17 protein-coding genes are annotated in these 15,165 nt (G+C 60.1%); 4 read left to right on the top strand and 13 right to left on the bottom strand.

Features of this window, described 5'->3' with window-relative positions; all coding sequences use genetic code 11:
• Nucleotides 1-47: 47 nt before the first annotated feature.
• The 3 genes from KUG85_RS02950 to KUG85_RS02940 all read right to left on the bottom strand — a co-directional run bounded on the left by KUG85_RS02950 (nucleotide 48) and on the right by KUG85_RS02940 (nucleotide 2,020).
• The gene (locus tag KUG85_RS02950) at nucleotides 48-365 is read right to left on the bottom strand and encodes a glycine zipper domain-containing protein (protein WP_255606234.1); all 318 of its coding nucleotides are present in this window, start codon (nucleotides 363-365) and stop codon (nucleotides 48-50) included.
• A gap of 84 nt (nucleotides 366-449) precedes the next feature.
• Entirely contained in the window at nucleotides 450-872 is a 423-nt protein-coding gene (locus KUG85_RS02945) for a toxin-activating lysine-acyltransferase (RefSeq protein ID WP_255606233.1), read from the bottom strand.
• The gene (locus KUG85_RS02940; protein WP_223004067.1) at nucleotides 869-2,020 is read right to left on the bottom strand and encodes a hypothetical protein; all 1,152 of its coding nucleotides are present in this window, start codon (nucleotides 2,018-2,020) and stop codon (nucleotides 869-871) included. The genes KUG85_RS02945 and KUG85_RS02940 overlap by 4 nt, the downstream gene beginning before the upstream one ends.
• A gap of 314 nt (nucleotides 2,021-2,334) precedes the next feature.
• Between KUG85_RS02940 and speD the strand changes: the two genes are divergently transcribed.
• Together speD and speE are read left to right on the top strand one after the other, a co-directional pair.
• Nucleotides 2,335-2,814, top strand: coding sequence for an adenosylmethionine decarboxylase (gene speD, locus KUG85_RS02935; protein ID WP_223004484.1), 480 nt, complete (start codon nucleotides 2,335-2,337; stop codon nucleotides 2,812-2,814).
• Nucleotides 2,811-3,674: a polyamine aminopropyltransferase gene (speE, locus tag KUG85_RS02930; protein WP_223004066.1), complete on the top strand. Its 864-nt coding sequence runs from the start codon at nucleotides 2,811-2,813 to the stop codon at nucleotides 3,672-3,674. The genes speD and speE overlap by 4 nt, the downstream gene beginning before the upstream one ends.
• Nucleotides 3,675-3,717: 43 nt before the next feature.
• Here the strand turns inward: speE and KUG85_RS02925 are convergent, their stop codons facing one another.
• The 8 genes from KUG85_RS02925 to KUG85_RS02890 all read right to left on the bottom strand — a co-directional run bounded on the left by KUG85_RS02925 (nucleotide 3,718) and on the right by KUG85_RS02890 (nucleotide 11,667).
• A complete protein-coding gene (locus tag KUG85_RS02925) occupies nucleotides 3,718-4,353 on the bottom strand; it encodes a glutathione S-transferase family protein (RefSeq protein ID WP_223004065.1) in 636 nt (211 codons plus the stop codon).
• A 138-nt stretch (nucleotides 4,354-4,491) separates the two neighbouring features.
• On the bottom strand, nucleotides 4,492-5,568 hold the full coding sequence (locus KUG85_RS02920; protein WP_223004064.1) for a BMP family ABC transporter substrate-binding protein: 1,077 nt from the start codon (nucleotides 5,566-5,568) through the stop codon (nucleotides 4,492-4,494).
• A gap of 34 nt (nucleotides 5,569-5,602) precedes the next feature.
• On the bottom strand, nucleotides 5,603-6,517 hold the full coding sequence (locus tag KUG85_RS02915) for an ABC transporter permease (protein WP_223004063.1): 915 nt from the start codon (nucleotides 6,515-6,517) through the stop codon (nucleotides 5,603-5,605).
• Nucleotides 6,510-7,607: an ABC transporter permease gene (locus KUG85_RS02910; protein WP_065815313.1), complete on the bottom strand. Its 1,098-nt coding sequence runs from the start codon at nucleotides 7,605-7,607 to the stop codon at nucleotides 6,510-6,512. The genes KUG85_RS02915 and KUG85_RS02910 overlap by 8 nt, the downstream gene beginning before the upstream one ends.
• The gene (locus KUG85_RS02905) at nucleotides 7,607-9,193 is read right to left on the bottom strand and encodes an ABC transporter ATP-binding protein (RefSeq protein WP_374730089.1); all 1,587 of its coding nucleotides are present in this window, start codon (nucleotides 9,191-9,193) and stop codon (nucleotides 7,607-7,609) included. The genes KUG85_RS02910 and KUG85_RS02905 overlap by 1 nt, the downstream gene beginning before the upstream one ends.
• 101 nt (nucleotides 9,194-9,294) lie before the next feature.
• Complete coding sequence (gene pcsA, locus KUG85_RS02900; RefSeq protein WP_223004061.1) at nucleotides 9,295-10,020, bottom strand: phosphatidylcholine synthase; 726 nt, start codon at nucleotides 10,018-10,020, stop codon at nucleotides 9,295-9,297.
• 125 nt (nucleotides 10,021-10,145) lie between these two features.
• On the bottom strand, nucleotides 10,146-10,760 hold the full coding sequence (locus KUG85_RS02895; RefSeq protein WP_090326381.1) for a DUF1326 domain-containing protein: 615 nt from the start codon (nucleotides 10,758-10,760) through the stop codon (nucleotides 10,146-10,148).
• A 16-nt stretch (nucleotides 10,761-10,776) separates the two neighbouring features.
• On the bottom strand, nucleotides 10,777-11,667 hold the full coding sequence (locus KUG85_RS02890; RefSeq protein WP_223004060.1) for a DUF2182 domain-containing protein: 891 nt from the start codon (nucleotides 11,665-11,667) through the stop codon (nucleotides 10,777-10,779).
• Nucleotides 11,668-11,793: 126 nt separating this feature from the next.
• Here KUG85_RS02890 and KUG85_RS02885 point away from each other — a divergent pair, with 126 nt between their 5' ends.
• Nucleotides 11,794-13,014, top strand: coding sequence for a UbiH/UbiF family hydroxylase (locus KUG85_RS02885; protein ID WP_223004059.1), 1,221 nt, complete (start codon nucleotides 11,794-11,796; stop codon nucleotides 13,012-13,014).
• Here the strand turns inward: KUG85_RS02885 and KUG85_RS02880 are convergent.
• Complete coding sequence (locus KUG85_RS02880) at nucleotides 12,977-13,939, bottom strand: AEC family transporter (protein WP_007009884.1); 963 nt, start codon at nucleotides 13,937-13,939, stop codon at nucleotides 12,977-12,979. The genes KUG85_RS02885 and KUG85_RS02880 overlap by 38 nt on opposite strands.
• Nucleotides 13,940-14,102: 163 nt before the next feature.
• Here KUG85_RS02880 and hspQ point away from each other — a divergent pair, with 163 nt between their 5' ends.
• Nucleotides 14,103-14,435, top strand: coding sequence for a heat shock protein HspQ (gene hspQ / locus KUG85_RS02875; RefSeq protein WP_223004058.1), 333 nt, complete (start codon nucleotides 14,103-14,105; stop codon nucleotides 14,433-14,435).
• 80 nt (nucleotides 14,436-14,515) lie between these two features.
• Here hspQ and KUG85_RS02870 read toward each other — a convergent pair whose 3' ends face one another.
• Nucleotides 14,516-15,142 (bottom strand): invasion associated locus B family protein, encoded by a 627-nt coding sequence (locus KUG85_RS02870; protein ID WP_223004057.1) that lies wholly within the window; start codon nucleotides 15,140-15,142, stop codon nucleotides 14,516-14,518.
• Between the last annotated feature and the right edge of the window lie 23 nt (nucleotides 15,143-15,165).

The raw sequence follows: 15,165 nt of genomic DNA, 5'->3' as shown, positions 1-15,165 counted from the left end.
GTGCAGACATCGCCGCGAAAGGCGATGTCTTCTATCGCGACTGAGGATCAGGCGACGGCGCTTTCGATCGCGTCGCCGATAATCCCGCCGACGGTGTTTCCGACCACACCGCCAACTTCAGCCCCTGGCGCGCTTCCGAAGAAGCCACCGATCGCTCCGCCGACAACCGAACCGATGGCTGCACCGATGGTGTGTCCCAGACCCCGGACTGCTTCTCCGCCGCCGCCGAAGCTCACAGGCGTATCAATACCCGGGTTATCGATCTGAAAATCTTCAAACATTTCCAATATCCCTATTTCAAATGTGCTTTTGAGTATGAAGCCGGATAACCGGCGGTTTGACCGGTGAATAATGTTCACCGGCATGCACCCGATACGAGAAACGCATCGAGGGCATTCGTCCCGGGCTGTGGGAGACCTGCAAAATGCCTCAAGGCCCGGATGTTCGGCTTACGCGGAACTCTTCCAGTATTTGACGGTTCGAAGAGCGCCATCGGTATTTCTGCGCACACTGGTTGCACGACGGCCGGGAAAAATATTGCGTCTCAGATCGGCAATGATTTCACGCGCCGTACCATAGGGAGCGATGAAGTCATTGAAGAACAGGCGGTCGCCGCATCTCCATTCGCGGAATGCGAGTGCGCGACCGCTCTGCAGGATGGCTCGCTCGGTGTCTTCATCCAAAAGCGCCCAGCTAACGAAGCCCGTGGGTATCCCGTCCGGCGTCAGATAAAACCGCGCCTGGCCAAGATGGAGGGGGGGCAGGATTTCCACGTCGAGATAGCGCTCGACGGAGAAGGCGCGATGGTTCTCGGAGCGAGCGAGAAGCTCCAGGGCATAGCCAATGCCGGAATACAGATCCACGGCCGTCATTGCCTGATCCCCCATGATGAATCGGTTGGTTTTGCGTGCCGGAGCTCCATGGCGACCTGCGGACAGTGGCTCTCAAGAGACGCGAGCAGATCCGGAAGCCGTTGCCTGCAGGCTATTCGATGCTCAAGGTGGACTGTCTTGCCCTCCCCGTCGCGCTGCCACAGCACGTACCCCAGCGGCACCTGTTGACGATCGAGTGCCAGAAAAACGCTTCGGTCCTGCATGGACTGCAGCAGCCGTGCGTAGCGGTCGCCAATCGAGCGATCGACGGCGCCTGCATCCATATCCTGAAGGTCGAGTAACAAAAGGCCACCGATCTGGCGGTAGAGACCGGCAACGGTCCCGTCCGCATCGTGCATGCCAGGCAGAACGTAGCGCTGCTGCAGAATGCGCGGGCGATCGTGATAATCTTTAAGGAGAGACGGGGCCTTTTCGCCGCTTCTGAATAACGCGGCGATTTTCTTTCTGGTCCATTCCTGACCAATCGACTGCGCCAGAAGACGCGCAATCGGGTAGTTCCATGCGTAATCGTAGGTGTCGCTTCCGGATTCCAGAGCGGTTTTCAGTGACTGTAGATCCGTACCGAGATAGCGGGAATTATCGGTTAACCAGGCAGTTTCCAGATATGGCGATAACGCCGGTCGAGCCTGACGCACCCAGCCCAACAGAAGCTGCTCGCCGACGAACGCGCAGACTTCACGGGATAAAGGCGGCATGGTGGAACGCCCGGAGCTGACAATCTGCAGGGCGTGGGAAAATTCGTGCGCGACCGTGAGGATGTCGGAAGCCGTGCCGCGGTACGGACAACTCACAAAGGGCAACGTCTTTCGCCCCCGGCCACCCCGGTCGCCCCGGTCGCCCCGGTCGTACGTGAAGGCACGACCATCCCTGCCCTGCTGCACTTCAAAACTTCTCGGCACCCGCGTCTGCACGAACCGAATCAGCCGCGACAGTTCGGGAATACCCGCAGTCAGCGCTTGTGCGGCCATCTCCCACGCTGCCTCAGCGCTTGTTTCCGGAGGCATGCTGCGACCGGATGCCCCAGCGCCCGTCAGAAAAATCGGAAGCGCATGATCCGTCAGGTTACGCCTGAGAAAGGCATCATCAACGCGATTGGTTCTTAACCACTCAGAAAAAATATCAGCCATGAATAAAAGCTATGATCAATATTCGTTTGTAATATTAAAGTGAACTCCTGTTTACAACAAATTGATCTCGAGAGGTTGCAATTTTTTATGAAATAAGGGTGGCGTTTATATTTGTAACGAACGCGGAATATCATGAAGACGCACGCATCTTGCCACCCGGATTTGTGGTCCTGCGCAATCTTGAGGCTTTCTCTGCGAGGCCTCAATGTCCGCCATGATGCGTGTGATTGTGCTTGCGTCCCCGGTTTCGTTGCATATATACGGGCACACTCCTGAATGATCAGGTTGAGCATCTGCTGGTTGGAGAGGACGCCATGTCTCAAGACGCCCTTTTCCAATTGGGGATGGATTCAGTTGTACTGAACACCGCCCAAAAGGAAGAAAGCATCACCGCGCAGCCCGCATCTGCGGCTTGCGACGACAAGGATCACTTTATCGAGAAAGACGGCGTTTTGTGCGCCGGCTCTCATTTCATCGTGGATCTGTTCGAGGCCAAACGCCTGGACGATCTGCCTTATATTCAGAAGACGCTGATCGACTGCGTGAACGCAGCCGGCGCCACTCTTTTGCATATCCATCTGCACCCGTTCGAGCCGAATGGCGGGATAAGCGGCGTTGCCGTTCTGGCCGAAAGCCATATCTCGATTCATTCCTGGCCCGAGCGGCAATATGCAGCGCTGGACATCTTCATGTGCGGCGACGCGCAGCCGGAACGCTGCATCGATGTGCTGAAGGAAGCCTTCGCTCCCGGCCGGATGGATGTGAACGAGCTGCTTCGGGGACGAAACGCGTGAGCGGGCGCAAAACCATCTCGGAAACCCTGCATGACGGCGTCGGCATGGTTTTCGATGCCGAAGAGGTGCTTTACGAGGAGGGAACGGGACATCATCAGCTTACGCTGATCCGTAACCCTGTCTTCGGCAAGGTCTTGGTGCTCGATGGTGCGGTGCAGGTCACCAGCCGCGACGAGTTCATCTATCATGAGATGCTTGCGCACGTGCCGCTTGCCGCGCACGAAAGCCCCGCCGATGTGCTGATCATCGGCGGCGGCGATTGCGGCCTCGCAGAGGAGGTGCTGAAGCACAGGCGTGTCGGCACCCTCACCCAGGTCGAGATCGATGCGTCTGTCCTTGACTTCTCACGCGAGCATTTTGCCGACTTCAACGCGCCCGTTTTCGACGACCCGCGTTTCCGGGTCGAGATCGCCGACGGAGCGGTTTTTGCTGCGGAAACCGACAGGCGCTTCGATGTAATTCTCGTCGATTCCACGGATCCCACCGGGCCCGGCGCGGTTCTGTTTACGACCGAGTTTTACAGGAACCTGAAACGCATCCTGCGCCCGGGCGGCATCGTGGTTTCTCAGAACGGTGTCCCCTTCCTCCAGCCCGACGAGTTTTCGAAGGCGATGAAGGGGTTGTCCTCGGTGTTCGGGACCGCCACCTGTTACCTCGTTTCCGTCCCCACCTATTTTGGTGGGCACATGACGCTTGGCTGGTCGACCGACAATCCCGCCTCTCTCGCAGTCAGCGAGGAGACGCTCATGGAGCGTATGGCGGGAATTGAAACACGTTACTACACGCCTGCCCACCACAGGGCAGCCTTCGCCCTTCCGCGTTTCATCGAGACGCTGCTGGAGAACGCCGTGAAGTCGTGAGAAATGGGCTCCAGGGCCCATTTCCACTTTTCGGTCCGATACTCTATGCCTCCTGACCGGAAAAGAACGGCACGCTGGAGGCAAGCTCCGCGTCCAGCTGTTGTGCCCTGCGATAGGCGGGCCTCGATTCCACCCGCGCCAGATAGTCCTTGAAGACACGCTTTTCGGGCAGGGCGCGCAGGATGTTCATGGTGTAATTGATCCCGGATGCGAGCTGTGTATCGGCAGCGGTGAAACGCTCGCCTGCCGCATAGGAATTGTTTGCAAGCCGCAGTTCGACGTAAGCCAGCATGTCGGCGAAGGTGCCAAACGGATATTCGTTGCTCTCATATTTCAGCCCCTGCACATGCGCGCAGATGGCAGGATCAAAAACGGCATCGCAATAGACCAGAGCCGTCAGATAGGCCGCGCGATCCGCTTCATTGACCGCGGGTGCCAGTCCAGCCTGCGAATATCGGTCGGCAAGATAGATGGTAATGGCGGCGCGTTCGGTCACCACCTGCCCGTCATGGACGATGGCCGGAACCTTCTTGCTGGGCTGAATGGAACGATAGCTCTCCGGCACGCCGCCGCGTGCGCGGATGTCGATCATCTCCAGTTCATAGGGGACCTGCAACTCCTCCAGGAGCCAGAGGATGCTTGAAGAGCGCGACCAGGGTGCATGATAGAATGTCAACATCGGGCTTTCTCCTACTCTATGCCGCACCCTATCAGGCCCCTCCTGACAGGATACCGTCAGCATGTTCCGGTTTTCATCCCCGCAAATGCAAAAAGGCGGCCGAAGCCGCCTTTTCCGAAAATGTGGATACCGTCTTGATCAGTTCGGCAGCTTGTCGTCGATGCCCTTGATATAAAAGTTCATGCTCAGGACTTCGCCGTCGGGTGCGACCTGGCCTTCCTCAAGCCAAAGTGTGCCATCCTGCTTGTAGACAGGGCCGGTGAACGGATTGAAGCCTTGATCCTTGATCTGGGCCTCGATGGCTTCGGCCGCCGCCTTCACATCGTCGGGCATGTTCGTGTAGGGCGCCATGACGACGTGGCCGTCCTTCATGCCACCCCAGACATCCTGCTGTTCCCACGTACCGTCCATCACGGCCTGGACGCGCTCGATGTAATACGGGCCCCAGTCATCGACGATGGATGTCAGCTGGGTTTCAGGCGCGAACTTGATCATGTCGGAGGCCTGGCCGAAACCCTTGATGCCGCGATCGGCGGCGACCTGCAGCGGCGCCGTGGAATCGGTGTGCTGCGTGATGATGTCGACGCCCTGATCGAGCAGCGCCTTGGCCGCGTCGGCTTCCTTACCGGCGTCAAACCAGGTGTTGGCCCAGACGATCTTGACCTGGAAATCCGGATTGACCGACTGCGCACCGAGCATGAAGGCATTGATGCCCATCACCACTTCGGGAATCGGGAAGGAGGCGATATAGCCGGCTACGCCCTTCTCCGACATTTTTGCTGCGATCACGCCCTGCACATAGCGACCTTCGTGGAAGCGCGAATTGTAGGTTGCCACATTGGGGTGATCGCGCTTGAAGCCGGTTGCGTGCTCGAACTTGATGTCGGGGAACTTCGCAGCGACCTTCTGCACCGGATCCATGAAGCCGAACGAGGTGGCGAAGATGATGTCGCACCCCGAGCGGGCAAAACGCTCGAGCGCGCGCTCGGCATCCGCCCCTTCCGGAACGCTTTCGAGATAGGCCGTCTCGACCTTGTCGCCGAAATGCTCCTCGACATCGAGCAGGCCCTGATGATGCTGGTAGGAATAGCCGAAATCGCCGATGGGGCCGACATAGATCCAGCAGGCCTTGGTCTTGTCCTGCGCCGCGGCGGGCGCCGCACCGTAGGCGATGGCCGCAGCGCCTGCGGCAAGAGCCATAACGAGTTTCTTCATTGTTGACGTCCTCTCTGTTGACTGAGTGCGGGGCTTATCGGGCCGGCACGAAGGGCCGGCCGAGGCATGCGGGCGTGTTGACCATCGTCAGGCGCCGGTTTCGCGAGATTAGTACAAGAACGACGATGGTCGCCAGATAGGGCAAGGCGGACAGGAACTGCGAGGGCACGGAAACACCGATCACCTGTGCATGCAGCTGGCCGATTGAGACGGCGCCGAAAAGATAGGCTCCGGCCAGAACGCGCCACGGTCGCCACGATGCGAACACCACCAGTGCCAGCGCGATCCAGCCGCGGCCGGCCGTCATGTTCTCGATCCATTGCGGCGTATAGACGAGCGAGAGATACGCGCCCGCGAGCCCGGCGCACGCACCGCCGAAGACGACCGCCGCATAGCGCACGGCGATGACCCTGATGCCGAGCGCATGGGCGGAATCGTGATTGTCCCCCACCGACCGCAGCGTGAGACCCGCACGGGTGCTGAAGAGAAAATAGCTGACGCCGATGACCAGCAGGATCGAAATATAAAAGAGCGGGGCCTGCGCGAAGAGAAAGCGCCCGACCACGGGCAGATCGGACAGGACCGGAATGACAAGCGGTGTCATCCTGACACCGGGCAAACCGATGAACGCCTCGCCGATCATACCGGAAACACCAAGCCCCAGCAGCGTCAGCGCGAGACCGGTCGCAACCTGGTTGGTCACGAGCGAGAGTGTCAGGAACCCGAAGAGAAGGGCGAAGGCTGCGCCGACCAGAACGGCCGCGAACACGCCGAGCCAGGGGGACCCGGTGGTTATGGCGACGCCGAACCCCGTCACGGCGCCCATCACCATCATCCCCTCGACGCCGAGATTGAGAACGCCGGAACGCTCCACCACCAGCTCGCCCATTGCGGCGATCAAAAGCGGTGTTGCCGCTGTGGCAATTGTGATCAGAACGGATTCAAGCATGTTTCGCGGCCTCCCCACCCCGCAAGGCGCGTCCGGCGAGCCGGACCCTGTAGTGGATCAGCGTGTCGCAGCCGAGCACGAAGAAAAGCAGCATGCCCTGAAACGCACGGGCGGCCTTGTCGGATAGCCCAAGTGAAATCTGCGCGGCCTCACCGCCAAGATAGGAGAGCGCGAGCACGAAGCCTGCCGCCACGATGCCCAGCGGATTGAGCCGCCCAAGGAAGGCAACGATGATGGCGGTGAACCCGTAGCCAGGTGAAATGGAGGGCTGAAGCTGACCGATTGCGCCTGCGACCTCGGAGATACCGGCAAGGCCGGCAAGGCCGCCGGAGATGAGAAAGGCCACCATGACCATGCGCGAAGAGCTGAAGCCGGCAAACCGCCCTGCCCGCGGGCTTTGGCCCAGAACGCGGATTTCGAATCCCTTGCGGGTCTTGCGCAGGACGAACCACAGGATCAGGGCCGCAAGAACGGCAAAGACGATGCCCCAGTTGGCCCTGCCGGCCGATGGCATCAGTTCGGGCAGAATGGCGAAAGCGTGAAAATCGCGCGTCTCGGGAAAGTTCATTCCGCCCGGATCGCGCCATGGACCGCGCACGATCCAGTCCAGAAAGAGCTGCGCCACATAGACCAGCATGAGGCTTGTCAGAATCTCGTTTGTATTGAAACGGGCCTTGAGGAAGGCGGGCACGGCCGCATAGGCAGCGCCGCCCGCCATGCCCATGACGAGCATCAGGGGCAGAACGAGCCAGTTCTGAAAGTCGGGAAACACCACGGGCAGGATGCTGCCGGCTATTGCGCCGGCTATGAACTGCCCCTCGGCACCGATGTTCCAGTTGTTTGATAGAAAACAGACCGACAGGCCGACGGCGATAAGGATTAGTGGTGCCGCTTTGATCGCAAGCTCATGCAGCGACCACGTCTCGCGTAGCGGATCGATGAAATAGTAGTAGAGCGCATCGAGCGGGTTCTTGCCGAGAATGGAGAACATGATTGCGCCGGCGACCATCGTAAGAACCAGTGCAATCAGCGGCGATATGGCGCTGAAGAGAACGGAGTGCTGCGGACGCTTGACGAGTTCCAGGCGCATTATGCAGTCTCCGCATTTTCAGGCTGGTCGGACCGTTCGGGCTCGGCACCGCCCATCAGAAGGCCGATTTTTTCAAAACTTGCCTCGCCAATCGGCATCGGCGCCGAAAGTCGTCCGTCATGCATGACGGCCACGGAATCGCAGATTTCAAACAGTTCATCCAGATCCTGACTGATGACCAGAACCGCCGAGCCCGAGCGCGCCAGGTCGATCAGGGCCTGCCGGATGCGCGCGGCGGCCCCCGCATCGACGCCCCAGGTGGGCTGGTTCACCACCATCACTGCGGGCTGGCGATCGAGCTCGCGACCGATGATGAACTTTTGCAGATTGCCGCCCGACAGGGCGGAAGCTTCTGGATCCTCGCCACTTTTTCGAACGTCCATTATCTTGACGATGCGGGAAGCGGCCTTCGCCAGCGCGCCCGAACGCACGGTGCCGAGCGCCCCGACGAGAGCGCCCGCATCGGTGATATGGCGCGACAGGAAGAGATTCTCTGAAAGCCGCATCTGCGGCGCCGCGCCATGACCAAGGCGCTCTTCAGGCACGAAGGCGGCGCCCAGCAGGCGCCGACCGGAAATGCCGGTTCGCCCCGCATCCCTGCCGCGAATGCGGATGGCACCCGCCTGTTCCTGAAGCACTTCCCCAGACAGGGCTTCGAACAGTTCCCCCTGTCCATTGCCCGCCACGCCGGCAATGCCCATGACCTCGCCGGCGCGCACCGAAAGGCTGATCCCTCGAAGCGGCATGGCGAACGGGTTTGCGGCAGGCCGCTTTAGCGCCGTGATTTCCAGCAGCGCCTCGCCGCCGGTATCGACGCTGCCGGTGCGCCTGACTGCATCGACGTCATCGCCAACCATCATGCGGGCAAGCGAGGCGGCGGTCTCCTGCCGTGGATCGCAATGCGAAACCACCTTGCCATGGCGCAGAACGGTGGCACGGTCGCAAAGTCGTTTCACCTCTTCCAGCCGGTGAGAGATGTAGAGGATCGATTTGCCCTCGTCGCGCAGGGTTTCCAGCGTCTCGAAGAGTTTGTCCGCCTCCTGCGGGGTCAGAACCGACGTCGGCTCGTCGAGAATGATCAGATCCGGTTTTTGCAGCAGGCAACGAATGATCTCGATCCGCTGACGCTCACCGACCGAAAGATCGCCCACATGGGCAAAGGGATCGAGCGGCAGGCCATAGGCCTTTGACAAATCGCGTGCACGTTCGGCCACCTGCAGGATCGGCGTATTGTCGTCCAGCGACAGCATGATGTTTTCAGCCGCGGTCAACGCTTCAAACAGCGAGAAATGCTGGAAAACCATGCCGATGCCAAGACGACGGGCCTCCCCCGGCGACTGGATGGACACCGGCTTTCCCTTCCAGCGAATGTCGCCCGCCGCCGGTTCGAGCGCACCGAACAGCATCTTGACCAGTGTCGATTTGCCGGCACCGTTCTCGCCCAGCAGCGCATGAATCTCGCCCTTGCCAATCGAAAGGTCGATCGCGTCGCACGCCTTCAGGGCGCCAAATATCTTTGTCAGCCCGCGAACTTCCAGAAGTTCGCTGCCCTTGCCTTCGTGTGCTTGATCCACGCCGGCTCCCATTTCGGACATTTTTATTTTGTTCCCAACTCGATCATAGGCAGACGGCTTTGTCGTTAATTAGAGCCGCTTTGCTTGAAAGAGCTTCAAACACGACAGCCCCATTACTCATTACGCCCTTTGCCCAGATTCGGCCAAGCCTGCATGAGCCCGCCGATCACAAAGAGATAGATGCCGGTGGTGCCGATGCCTATCCGCACCAGGGGATGCGCGTCGAGATGCTGGACAAGTCCAAGCACGCCAAACCCGCACCAGGCAAAGAAGATGGTCAGATTGAGAGCGCGCAGTCGCTGCACACGCACCGGATGGAGGAAAAAGACCGGCAGAAAGGTCGTCACGGCCGAAATGAGCACGACGGCGAACGCGACATATTCGCCCGGCTCGACCACGAACAGGGTGAACACCACCATGTTCCAGACCACGGGAAAACCCTTGAAGAAATTCTCCCGGGTCTTCATGCCGGTATCGGCATAATAGATCGCGCTGGTAACGACGATGATCGCAGCCGACAGGAAGGAAAGCCCCTCGCCCATGAACCCGCTCTGGTAGAGCGCGAACGCGGGAATGAGGACATAGGTGACATAATCGATGATGTTGTCGAGCATGTCGCCCGACCATGTGGGCAGAACCTGCTTTACATCGAGCCTGCGCGCGATCGGCCCGTCGATCCCATCGACGAACAGCGCGAAGCCAAGCCACCAGAACATGGCGACCAACCGCCCTTCGCTGGCGGCGACCAGCGACAGAAAAGCGAGAAAGGAACCGGATGCCGTCAAAAGGTGAACGGAAAACGCCTTGGCCTGCGGGGCCGTGACTTTTTTGGTCTTCATGCTCTGTGCCCAGATCCTGCCCCCAGAGCGCTTTCGCTTTTCGTAAATCGCAAAAAAACGCTCTATCCTCTTGTTTTTGCGCAATTCCGGGCGGAAAACCGGTTCCCATTTTTCCTGAAATTGCTTTAAGGTCCGCGCCAGTCAAGCGGGCATATCTCTGCCGACCGCCCGGCAAAATTCCAGTTGCGCCCAAAGGCGCGCATGCGGCTCTTCTCGGATCGGGCAACGGTAATCTCCGGCGCGATCCAGTATTGCGAATTGGTGATGACCGTGTCGCCGTCGGCATCCTTGCCTGCGATCGGCGTAATGGCGCCGTCGATGATTTTCGGAATCTGGAAAATGCGGGTCTTCCCGTCGGTTTCATAGTGAACCGGCGCCCGCTGTATGCCGAGAAACTGTCCCACGAGAATGGAGAGAAGCCCCGTCGTACCGCCGGCCTTGCCGGAAAAGATCTTGCCGATGGCCTTTTCCGCATAGATCGACGCGCGTTCATCCAGAAAGATGCCCGCTGTCCAGTTGCCGCGGCTCATATAGCCCGGAATTTCCATGACAAGCCCAAGATTGAGGCCGGAAAGGTCCGTCTCGCCGTAGTGCCCCTGGTCGATCCGAAACCCGGCCCAGGTCTGGCAGTATCCCTCGGTGGGCGGATGGTTGCCCAGCGAAAGCACGCAGGGGCAGAACACGGTGCAATTGCACGACAGCACCAGCTCGCCTTTCAGCGCCCAGTCTTTCTTTCCCATGGCATCGGCCCCTCTTCTAAAATGAGATTACAAGAAGCGTAAGCGCCCACACAAGAAGGAGTGCGCCCGAAACGCGTGTGAAAACGCGGCTATGACCAGATTTCTCGGCCAGCGTGAACACGCCGAGAAGCGCCATCCAGAACACATTCATGAGGCCAACGGCCAACATGACCAGCATGAGCGCCCAGCAACAGCCGAGGCACCAGAGCCCCTGCTGCAGGCCGAGCCGATAGATCGCCGCCGGGCGTGTGCTCCAGCGGCCAAACAGCGTGGCAAAGGGATTGCGGCACTTGACGAGGCAGGCCTCTTTCAAGGCGGAGAACTGATAAAATCCGGCAATGGCGAGAACAATTGCGCCGGCATGGCCCGTCCAGGGAGACAGAAAAGCTTCGCCATTGAAGCTCCGGAAGGCACCGAGTGCCAATGCTGCGAAACCGAACGATGCCGCCAGCCAGACGGAGAGATACCCGGCCACGAGAATGACGGGATGCACCACGCTTTCACCCTTTCGGGCGGCGGTATCGGCAATCTCGCAATAGGTGCGGAGCAGCGGCGCAGCCGACGGCAGCATCATGGCAACCGCCATCAGGAACCACATGAAGGCGAGAAGAAAAAAGGCGGTCCAGCCGTTGCCGGCGCCGACCGGAGCAAGGCAGAGGGACAAAAACGTCTCGAAGGACGCCGGCAATGCGATTTCGGGAATGTGTTGAAGCAAGGCCACCCCCGGCCCGGCAGCCCTTGGGTCGACGGCGGCGATCCTCACACCCATGAGTGCGAGAACGGTCCAGGACGCTGCAATGGCCAGACAAAGCGCAAACAGCGAGAGTGGATATGCCAGACGTGCCATGCGGTGCACGGTGCGGCCGGAACCCGCCAGAGCAGTCAGATCGTCATCCTTGCAACTCACATCCAAACCTCATCCACCAGACTGGGTTCTTTCGCCACGTTGAAGCTTGCGCCGAACCGACCCATCATGACAAAGACAGGAAGCATTGCTGTCGATCAAGACAGAAACAGAGATGGATGGAAAGCCGTGAGCGATCGCAACCGCAGGATACTCGTTGCAGGGACAGGACCAGCCGGCCTGATCGCCGCGCTGATGCTCGCGCATCACGGCCACGCGGTGACGCTTGTGGGCCCCGTCCCCGAGGGGCGTGACCGGAGGACCGTGGCGCTTATGCGCCCGTCGCTCGACCTGATCGAGCCCCTTGGCATTCTTGACCGGCTGCTGCCGGAAACCGCGCCGCTGCGCGCCATGCGGCTTGTGGACGCGACGGGGCGTCTCATCCGCAGCCCGACGGTGACCTTTCATGCAGGCGAGATCGGCGAAGAGTTTTTTGGGCTGAACATCCCCAATGCACGCCTGACGGAAGAGCTCGCAGAGGCGGCAAAAACCTCGCCCCTGATCGACTGGCACGAAAGCCTTGTAGAGAAATGGGCCTGCGAAAGCGACCGCGTGACCGCAACGCTCAGAAACGGCGAACGCCTTGTGGCGCAGCTTGCGGTGGCCGCCGACGGGCGCGGCTCGCCGGCGCGGGAAGCCGCCGGTATTTCTGCCAAGACCCGAGCTCTTCCCCAGGCCGCCCTGGTGCTCAACTTCAAGCATGCGCGTGAACACGGCTTTGTATCGACCGAGTTTCACACCCAGAGCGGCCCCTGCACACAGGTCCCCCTCCCCGGAATGCGTTCGAGCCTTGTCTGGGTGCTGAAACCCGAAGACGCCGAAACAATGAACGCGCTCGGCGACGAAGAACTGTCGCGCAGGGTCGAGGAACGGCTTTCGTCGATGCTCGGCCGCGTCACGGTGGAACCCGGCCGCCAGATTTATCCGCTCGGCACGCTGATGCCATCGCGTTTCGGACAGAACCGGGTGGCGCTTGTCGGTGAGGCGGCGCATGTTTTCCCGCCCATCTCGGCACAGGGGCTCAATCTGGGCATTCGGGACGTTGAGGACCTCGTGGCCGTGGCCAGTGCTTTTCCCGACGATCCCGGGTCACCTGCCGCCATGAGCCGCTATCATGCTGCGCGGCGCCCGGATATTCTTGCCCGGAGCAACTCGGTCAACCTTCTGAATGCGTCGCTTCTTTCGGGCTTTCTTCCCGCACAGATTGCCCGCAGCGCCGGGCTCAGTGTCATCGGAAGCATTCCGCCGCTGCGCGCCCTCTTCATGCGCGAGGGCATGCGACCCGGCAGCGGCTTCTCCGCGCTTCTGCCGTTTAAGGGAAAAGGTCCGGCGGCAGGAGCCCGTTCGTGATGGCATAGAGGAGCGCTGTCACTGTACCCACCGACACGAGCGTGGTGATGAGCACGCTTGCCGAAGCGCGCTCCATCCAGACACCGTATTGCTGGCTGATGACAAACACGTTGGTTGCCGTGGGCAGCGAGGCAAGAAGGACGGCTGAAAACACCCAGCTCTCCGAGAAATTTCCGACCCAGCTCAGCATGACATAGCAGATGGCCGGGTGGAGGATGAGCTTGAGGAAAACGATGGCGCCGACTTCGTGCGGCACACGCTTCAGCGGTCTCAGCGCCAGGCTGACCCCCATGGCGAAGAGCGCACAGGGGGCTGCCGCCGATGCCAGATAGGCAAGCAGCCGCTCAACGGGCAATGGCGGGGCAAAATTGATCGCTGCCGCGGCCACGCCTGCCGCTGTTGCCACAATAAACGGATGGAGCACGATCTTGCGCACCACTTCCAGAGCCAGCCGCCCCGGCTTCTGGCCGCTGCCGCCGGAGATCGCCATCATCATCGGCGCAACCGCGAAGTGGACCATGTTCTCGAAGCAGAAGATCAGCGCCACGGGCACCGCTGCCTCTTCGCCGAAGGCAAGCAGCGCCAGGCCCGGCCCCATATAGCCGATATTGCCATAGCTGGCGGCAAGCCCCTTGATGGTGCTTTCGGCGATCGAGCTTCGGCTGATCAGAAGCGAACCGGCAAACATGATGGCGAAGACGATGTAGGTGGAGGCGACCGCGCCGAAAATATAGCCCCACTCCGTCAGTCGCTCGATGGGTGTTTTGGCAAGAAGCTGGAAAAAGAGAGCCGGAAGCGCCACATAGATGACAAACGTGTTCATCCAGCCGAGCGCGTCGGCTGGGTGCGGCTTCAGCCGTGCCACTGCATAGCCGATGAAGATCAATCCGAAAAACGGCAGAACAAGTCCTGCGACACCGGTCATGGCCCATCCCTGTCTGGGCCACCGCTCGGTTCGCTCACCCGCAGAGGCAGGTTGAAAACGTTTCGCCCATACATGGCGGCTAGCCCGCGCGCGCCCTGCCCGTCAAGCCTGCGGGATTGAATTGTGGCGGCGGCTGCGCCACATAGGAGCCAGAGGTAACATTATGCAAACTATTGGAACTGCAAAATTTCGCATTGGCCAGGTCGTCCGACACAAGGTTTTCGACTTCCGCGGCGTGATTTTCGATGTCGATCCCGAGTTTAACAACACGGAAGCCTGGTATCAGGCGATCCCGGAAGAAGTACGTCCGCGCAAGGACCAGCCATTCTACCACCTCCTCGCCGAGAATGAGGAGACGGAATATGTGGCCTATGTCTCGGAGCAGAACCTGACGCCCGATGAATCCGGCGTGCCCGTCCGGCACCCGCAACTGGCGGAATTCTTCGTGGAGACCGGCGACGGTCAGTACGAGCCCCGCGAGCGGATACACCACTGACGGCAGGTTTTTTAAAGCGCAAATGAAAACAGGGCCGCGAAGGCCCTGTTTTTTTACGAAATTTCGGAGAAGAATGAAGACTATTCAGCCTTCTTGGCCTTCTCCTGCACTTCACGCAGCTTTTCGGTCAACTCTTCGTTATTCTTGTTCACGAAGTCCTGAAGCTTCTTCTGGCGGTCCTCGATGTCGGACTGCGGCAGCGGGTCGCCGTCATAAGCGTTGGTGAAACCGGACAGCGTCATCTTGATCGGGTTCGGCTGGTTCTGGAAATTGACGGAGGTGAGCGTCAGCTCCGAGCCGCGCTTGAAAGAAGCCACGAGCTGATCGGTCAGCGGGGCCTCCGCGATGCAGCGATCCGGCAGGCAGATCGCGTAGTCGATTTTCTGGGTCTGGCCGCCGTCGATCTGCAGGCCGATGCCGGGAGGCACCATGCGGCCGGTCGGAACGGTGATCTGGAAGACCTTGCGGTTCACCTTGCCCTTCACTTCGATCAGGCTGACGCCGGTGATCATCTGGCCGGTTGCCGCCACGAGAACGTTCTGCACATTGCAGATATCCACGTCTTCCTGTTTGGTGCAGGCCTTGAACCAGCCCTGCGGCGGCTGCTGCTGTTGCGCGGCGGCGACACCAACTCCGCTTGCGGCCACGCAGGCGGCGCCGGCAAGGGCGAACAGGGTGCGGATTGCTTTCGCGTTCAGGCTTTTCATATGGCTCAGTTCCTCTAAATGCA

Source organism: Nitratireductor rhodophyticola, assembly GCF_019891355.1.
Classification (GTDB): domain Bacteria; phylum Pseudomonadota; class Alphaproteobacteria; order Rhizobiales; family Rhizobiaceae; genus Nitratireductor; species Nitratireductor rhodophyticola.
Note: the sequence above shows the minus strand (reverse complement) of the source record. Positions and strands in the feature narration are given on the sequence as shown.